8 protein-coding genes and 1 pseudogene are annotated in these 6,688 nt (G+C 63.4%); 6 read left to right on the forward strand and 3 right to left on the reverse strand.

Features of this window, described 5'->3' with window-relative positions:
* Positions 1-162: pseudogene (locus GIW04_RS26250) on the forward strand (3-phosphoshikimate 1-carboxyvinyltransferase); the annotation flags it as partial.
* A gap of 128 nt (positions 163-290) precedes the next feature.
* Entirely contained in the window at positions 291-680 is a 390-nt protein-coding gene (locus tag GIW04_RS26255; RefSeq protein WP_034135516.1) for a hypothetical protein, read from the forward strand.
* A 1-nt stretch (position 681) separates the two neighbouring features.
* Here the strand turns inward: GIW04_RS26255 and GIW04_RS26260 are convergent, their stop codons facing one another.
* Positions 682-1,281, reverse strand: a complete 600-nt coding sequence (locus GIW04_RS26260) for an NAD(P)H-dependent oxidoreductase (RefSeq protein WP_120248211.1) — start codon at positions 1,279-1,281, stop codon at positions 682-684.
* Between the two features lie 72 nt (positions 1,282-1,353).
* Between GIW04_RS26260 and GIW04_RS26265 the strand changes: the two genes are divergently transcribed.
* The gene (locus tag GIW04_RS26265; RefSeq protein WP_034135514.1) at positions 1,354-1,956 is read left to right on the forward strand and encodes a TetR/AcrR family transcriptional regulator; all 603 of its coding nucleotides are present in this window, start codon (positions 1,354-1,356) and stop codon (positions 1,954-1,956) included.
* Here GIW04_RS26265 and GIW04_RS26270 read toward each other — a convergent pair.
* Complete coding sequence (locus tag GIW04_RS26270; protein WP_034135513.1) at positions 1,946-2,623, reverse strand: GNAT family N-acetyltransferase; 678 nt, start codon at positions 2,621-2,623, stop codon at positions 1,946-1,948. The two genes, GIW04_RS26265 and GIW04_RS26270, sit on opposite strands and share 11 nt — an antisense overlap.
* Positions 2,624-2,679: 56 nt before the next feature.
* The gene (locus tag GIW04_RS26275) at positions 2,680-3,564 is read right to left on the reverse strand and encodes a LysR family transcriptional regulator (RefSeq protein WP_003190999.1); all 885 of its coding nucleotides are present in this window, start codon (positions 3,562-3,564) and stop codon (positions 2,680-2,682) included.
* Positions 3,565-3,677: 113 nt separating this feature from the next.
* Between GIW04_RS26275 and GIW04_RS26280 the strand changes: the two genes are divergently transcribed.
* The 3 genes from GIW04_RS26280 to lhgO form a co-directional block, all read left to right on the forward strand.
* On the forward strand, positions 3,678-4,910 hold the full coding sequence (locus GIW04_RS26280; protein ID WP_236479342.1) for an MFS transporter: 1,233 nt from the start codon (positions 3,678-3,680) through the stop codon (positions 4,908-4,910).
* 38 nt (positions 4,911-4,948) lie between these two features.
* Positions 4,949-5,659 (forward strand): FadR/GntR family transcriptional regulator, encoded by a 711-nt coding sequence (locus GIW04_RS26285; RefSeq protein ID WP_003190996.1) that lies wholly within the window; start codon positions 4,949-4,951, stop codon positions 5,657-5,659.
* A gap of 106 nt (positions 5,660-5,765) precedes the next feature.
* A partial coding sequence (gene lhgO, locus GIW04_RS26290; RefSeq protein ID WP_236479343.1) for an L-2-hydroxyglutarate oxidase occupies positions 5,766-6,688 on the forward strand: 923 nt, incomplete at its 3' end.

Raw genomic sequence — 6,688 nt, forward strand, 5'->3', positions numbered from 1 at the left:
GCACTGATCGACACCCACGCCGGCCATCGCATCGCCATGTGCTTTGCCCTCGCCGGGCTTAAAGTCTCGGGCATTCGCATTCAAGACCCGGACTGCGTGGCCAAGACCTACCCTGACTACTGGAAAGCCCTGGCCAGCCTGGGCGTTCACCTAAACGACTGACACACAAACCTGTAGGAGCGAGCTTGCTCGCGAAAAACGCACAGGTTCCGCGTTGCTTCAGGAAACACGCGTTATCGTTGACGTTTTTCGCGAGCAAGCTCGCTCCTACAACTCTGCCGGGAGCGTCAATGACCCTTCGCCAACCCTGCCCACCCGGCGCCTGTGTCTGCAACCGTGAACAACTGCTGCAAGCGCCCGGCGCTGACCTGCGCATTCTGCAACTGACGCGACAGCAGGAAAAAATCCTGCTGGAGCGCCTGGAAAACCTCAAGAGCCTGCAAGACCTCGAACACCTGCAACAGCGGATGTACGAGCAACTGGGCATCCGTGTGCATATCGCGCCCGGGCATACCGAGGTCAAGAGCATGCGCGGGATCCAGATCGTCATCGACGAACTGCCGGGCATGTGTCGCAAGACCCGCCAGTCGATCCCCGCTTCCATTCGCCGTGGCCTGGAGAAAAACCCAGAGATTGCCTACCGCTTGCTGGACGCCCACGACCTGTTTCGCGACGTCTGAATTATCCCGCCACTGCCTCTCGCTGGAACAACCCCTGCCCCACAGCTCGGGCCTTGTGCAAATGCACCTGGGCGGTGCCACTTTCCGAGTCCAGCAACAACGCGGAGGTGAGTACCCGCGCCCCGCAATAATCAAAGATGCCGTAGTCGATCTGGGTGTTCATGGCCTTGGCATAACCGTGTCGCTCAAAGGCACTTTCATCGGCCCCACCCAGGGCCAGCAGATGCACCTGCACATGCCTTAGTTTCTTCTGCACCGGTGTATCGGGGCCGTAATCAATCGCCCAGCCATTGACGAATACGCGGTCGACCCAGCCCTTGAGCAACGCCGGCATCGACCACCAGTAAATAGGGAACGCCAGCACCAGCGCGTCGGCGCGGTCTATGCGGGCCTGTTCGGCCAACACGTCGGCTGGCGGCGTGGCGCGTGTACGGTGCACCCGATGGTCGGCGGCGCTGTAGCGTGGGTCGAACCCTTCAGCGGCAAGGTCGGCTATTTCGAAGGTGTGGCCAGAGGCGCTCAAGCCCGCCCCCACCTCGGCGGCCACACTATGAGTGAGGGATTGCGGGTCGTGATGAGCAACAACGATCAATGCGTGCATGACTTTGACTCCGTTTCGGCTTAATCTACTTTTAGTAAGTTACGTCGAATAAGTTACTTTTGGTATATAAGCATGTCAAGCAGTGAATCCCCTGCCCCACGTCGTCGTTTGTCCCGTGAAGATCGCCTGCGTCAGTTACTCGACGTGGCCTGGCAATTGGTGCGTGACGAAGGCACCGACGCCCTGACCCTGGGCCGCCTGGCCGAGTTGGCGGGCGTCACCAAGCCGGTGGTGTACGACCACTTCGCGACGCGTGCGGGGTTGCTGGCCGCGCTGTATGCAGACTTCGACGCGCGCCAGGACCAGGTATTTGCCAATGCCATCGCTACCAGCAACGCGACCCTTGAGGACCGCGCGTGGGTCATCGCCTCGTCGTATGTCGACTGTGTGCTGTTGCAAGGTCGGGAAATCCCCGGCGTGGTTGCCGCCTTGAGCGGTTCGCCGGAGTTGGAAGCGTCCAAGCGTGAATACGAGGCGATCTTCCTCGATAAGTGCCGGGACGCGCTGTCGCCCTTCACCCACGGCGGCAGCATTTCCCAGGCCGGCCTGCGCGCCATGCTCGGCGCGGCGGAAGCGCTGTCCCACGCGGCGGCCAATGGCGAGATCAGCCGCGAGGAAGCTCAGCAGGAGCTGCTGGAGACTATCCTCGGGATGGTCAGGCGCGTCAGGCCGTAGGCAGACGGCCCTGGACGAACAGTTGCGCCTTGCGCGTCAACTGGTCCAGGTGCCGATCGCGCTGTTTCTCTGCGTCGACCATGGCGCGCTTGCCGTGTTTTTGCAGCAGGTAGGTGTGGATCTGCCGCACTTCCAGCGAACTGTAGATCGAGGCCACATCCAAAACCCCCATCAGCCCATCGGTGCCGTAGTTGCGGGTGTTCATCACAACCTGGGTGCCACGCGCACCGCGCACCTGGAACCCCAAGGCTTCGAACACCGCAACCTTCTCTACCGCACAGGCCAGTTCGGCGTGGGGATAACGCGCCAACACCTCGTCCAGCATGCTGCGCGCCACACCCTGGCGACGAAAGCCGGCCTGCACCGCCATAAACGCGATGCCACAGGCGTGCGGATCATCCTTCACCGGCAGATACAGGCAAAAGCCCACCACTGCGTCGTCTTCCATCGCCACGACCAACTCCACCGCAACGCCCTTTTCGCCATTCAACGCCTCAAGGTACAGGTGTACCTCAAACCCGATGGCGTACTGGTAGATGTTGTAGAGCAGGTTGCTCGGTGCCAGCGCCACGCTGCTGATGTCGGTGAGGTTGTCCACCACCATCTGCAGGATCTGGCTGTTGATCGGTTCGGGGCACGGTGTGGTGTAGCGGGTAAGGCTGAACATGCAAATTCCTGGGGTTTCGCGTCAAGGCAGCGGCGATTGTACCTGTTGCGGGCCGCTCATGGCCCGCACACCTCGCGCAAACAGGTGCGCAGCCAGCGATGGGCCAGGTCGGCGTCCTGTCGCGGGTGCCACAGCATCGCCACGGTAAACGGCGGCAACGTCACCGGCAGCTCAAAGCAGTGCAAGCCTCGAGGCGGCACGCTGATATAGCGCTCAGGCACGCTGGCGATCAGGTCGGTGCCCCGCGCCAGGGCGATGGCCGTGTTGAAACCGGCGACCACGATGCTGACCTGCCGAACCAGACCTTGCGCCTCAAGGGCATCGTCGATCTGGCCACGGTCCTGCCCGCGCCGCGACACATAGACGTGTTGTCCCTGGGCGAAACGCGCTGCGCTCAAAGGGCCGCGACTCAGAGGATGGCCCGCGCGCACCACGCCCACCAGGCGGTCACGAAACAGCGCCTGGGTCAGCACCTCGGGGCTGGCGCCGACATCGACCACACCGGTTTCCAGGTCGACACCACCGTCGCGCAGCAACGCACTGTGCTTGTCGCTCTTGTGCACGAAACGCAAGCGCACCCCTGGGGCGTCCTGGGCGATACGCGCGAGCAATGCAGGGCCGAAGCGTTCGACGAACTCCTCACTGGTGCGCAAGGTGAAGGTGCGTACCACTTCACCCAAATCCAGGGTGTGCGCGGGGCGCAATACGGCGTGGGCGTCCTGCACCAATTGGCTGACCTGCTCGCGCAGTTGCAACGCCCGGGGCGTCGGCACCAGGCCGCGCCCCGCACGCACCAGCAACGGATCGCCCGTGGCCGCGCGCAAACGCGCCAAGGCCCGGCTCATGGCCGAAGGGCTCAGGCGCAAGCGCTGGGCGGCGCGAGCGACGCTGCCTTCGGCAAGCAGCACGTCCAGGGTGATGAGTAAATTGAGGTCGGGCATGTGGGCTCCTTATCAGGCGTTGGACGCAGCTATAACCTGCAACCCATGCGTCTTCCGCCATGTTAGGCGACGCCGTAGATTTGTGACAGGTGCATTCACTCAAGGAAACGCGCATGCAAACTTCCACACGCGGCGGCCTGGTCGCCTTGTCGCTGTCCATGTTGCTGGCCGCCCTGGGCACCAGCATCGCCAATGTCGGCCTGCCCAGCCTGGCGCACGCCTTCGGGGCCTCGTTTCATGCCGTGCAGTGGGTGGTGCTGGCCTACCTGCTGGCCATCACCGCCGTGATTGTCAGCGCGGGGCGTCTGGGCGACCGTCTGGGGCGCCGGCGCTTGCTGCTGGCCGGGTTGCTGGTGTTTGCCCTGGCCTGCGCCGGGTGTGGCATCGCGCCAACCCTGCCCTGGCTGATCGGCGCACGGGCATTCCAGGGCCTGGGCGCGGCGATCATGATGGCGATGACCCTGGGCATGGTGGGTGACACCGTCACGAAAGCAAATACCGGCCGAGTCATGGGCTTGCTCGGCACCATGTCGGCACTCGGCACGGCCATGGGGCCGAGTGTCGGCGGGGTATTGCTCAGCCTGTGGAGTTGGCGCGCGCTGTTTCTGATCGGCCTGCCCTTGGCGGGCGTGGCTGCCGCCCTCGCCTACCGTTATTTGCCGGTGGATGCTGACCGCCGCGACGCTTGGCCAGGCGATACATTCTGGGCGCCCCTGCGCGATGCGCCGTTGCGCGCCGGCTTGGCCATGAGTGCCCTGGTGTCGGCAGTGATCATGGCCACGTTTGTGGTAGGCCCGTTCTACCTGTCCCGTGGCCTGGGCCTCGATCCCGCCTGGATGGGCTTGGCCATGGGCGTTGGGCCCGCGGTCGCGGCGGTTACCGGTGTACCGGCGGGTTACCTGACTGATCGCCTCGGCAGCCAGCGCCTGACGCTCATGGGATTGGGCGTGATGCTGTGCGGGGCCTTGTTGCTGTCGCAGGCGTCCGGGCTTGGCGTTTATCTCGCGGCGCTGATTGTGTTGACGGCCGGCTACAGCCTGTTCCAGGCGGCCAACAACACGGCGGTGATGAGCGATGTACAGGCGACACGCCGAGGCACGGTGTCCGGCCTGCTGAATCTGTCGCGCAACCTGGGCCTGATTTTCGGCGCATCGGCCCTCGGCGCGGTGTTCGCCCGCGCCACCCCGGATGTCAGCCACGCCGCGCCCCAGGCGGTGGCTGCCGGTTTGCACGCCACCTTCGCCATGGCAGCAGGTTTGCTGCTGATAGCCGCACTGATCGCCTGGAAACGTGCGCAAAGGCCGAGCAGCGCGAAGCAGACAAATATTGACAAGCTAAAATCGTAACGACTATTGTCTGACAACCTGATCACCAAGGTTTTCCCATGCTTGAGCTCCAGCGCCCCGATTCGCTTGTCGTACGGGTTGTCAGCGCCATTCGCGCAGAAATCGAATCCGGCCAACTGGCCCCGGAGTCGCGCCTGCCGACCGAACAGCAATTGGCCGAACAGCTCAACGTCAGCCGCTCCGTGGTGCGTGAAGCCATTGCCCAGCTCAAGGCCGACGGTGTGCTCACCGCTCGCCGTGGTCTGGGTTCGTTTATTTCGCAGACCCCTGCGGGCACGGTGTTTCGGTTTCCGCAGCCCAACGGGCGACGACCTGACCTGGCGCAGATGTTCGAAGTGCGCCTGTGGATCGAAACCCAGGCCGCTTCGATTGCCGCCCAGCGCCGCGACAGCGCCGACCTGCAGCGCATGAAAAGCGCGTTGCAGGCCATGCAGGACAACCGCGACGACTTTGAAGCCGCAGCCCTGGCCGATGTGGAATTCCACCGCGCCATTGCCGACGCCAGCAAGAATGACTACTTCGTGGCCTTCCATGACTTCCTCAGGAGCCAGTTGGCCAGTGCGCGTAAAACCGCGTGGGAGAACTCGGCGTCGCGCTTTGCCACCGGCTCGGCCGATGCAACCGAAGAACATCAACAGCTCTACCAGGCCATCGCCGACGGCGACGCCCAGCGCGCTGCTGCCAGTGCCGAGGCGCACCTGCGTGCCGCAGCGCAGCGCCTGCAACTGGAATTGCCGACCACGAACTGATGCAACCTGTGTGAAGCGTGTCCTTGGACACGCCATTTTTTTAACAAAAACATTAGTCTGACAACCTGATAAGCAGACTGAAATGTACAGCCTAGGTACCCCTGCAATGATTCATGACTTTTGCATTATCGGCGGCGGCATCGTCGGCCTGGCCACCGCCATGGAGCTGCTCAAGCGCCAACCCGGCGCGTCGCTGGTGATTCTCGAAAAAGAGTCGGTGCTGGCCAAGCACCAGACCGGCCACAACAGCGGCGTGATCCATGCCGGCATCTACTACGCGCCCGGTAGCCTCAAAGCCGATTTGTGCAAGCGCGGCGCCGAAGCCACCAAGCAGTTCTGCCGTGAACACGGGATCAAATTCGAGGTGTGCGGCAAGCTGCTGGTGGCTTCAAGCCCCCTGGAAATGCAACGCATGGAAGCGCTGTACGCCCGCGCCCAGCTCAATGGCATGCAGGTCGAGCGCTTGAATGCCGAACAGCTGCGCCAGCGTGAACCGAACATCGTCGGCCTCGGCGGCTTGTTTCTCGATGCCACCGGGATTGTCGATTACCGCCAGGTGTGCGAGACCATGGCCCAGGTGATTCGTCGCCACGGTGGGCAGATCTGCCTGGAACGCACCGTCACCGCCATCCACGAAGACACCGATACGGTCACCGTCAACACCGAGGGCGAGACCTGGCAGGCCCGCCACCTGGTGGTGTGCGCCGGCTTGCAGTCAGACCGCCTGGCGCGCCTGGCCGGCATCCGCATCGACCATCAGATCATCCCGTTTCGTGGCGAATACTTCCGCCTGCCCTCCGCCAAGAGCAACATCGTCAACCACCTGATTTATCCGATCCCCGACCCGCAGCTGCCCTTCCTCGGCGTGCACCTGACCCGCATGATCGACGGCAGCGTCACCGTCGGCCCCAATGCTGTGCTGGGCCTGGGCCGCGAGAACTACCGCAAGTTTTCGGTGAACTGGCGCGACGTGGCGCAGTACGCCAGCTTCCCGGGTTTCTGGAAAGCCCTCTGGCAAATCCTCGGTTC

This window comes from Pseudomonas sp. PA-4-8C, assembly GCF_021606625.1.
GTDB classification, from domain to species: Bacteria; Pseudomonadota; Gammaproteobacteria; order Pseudomonadales; family Pseudomonadaceae; genus Aquipseudomonas; species Aquipseudomonas lactis.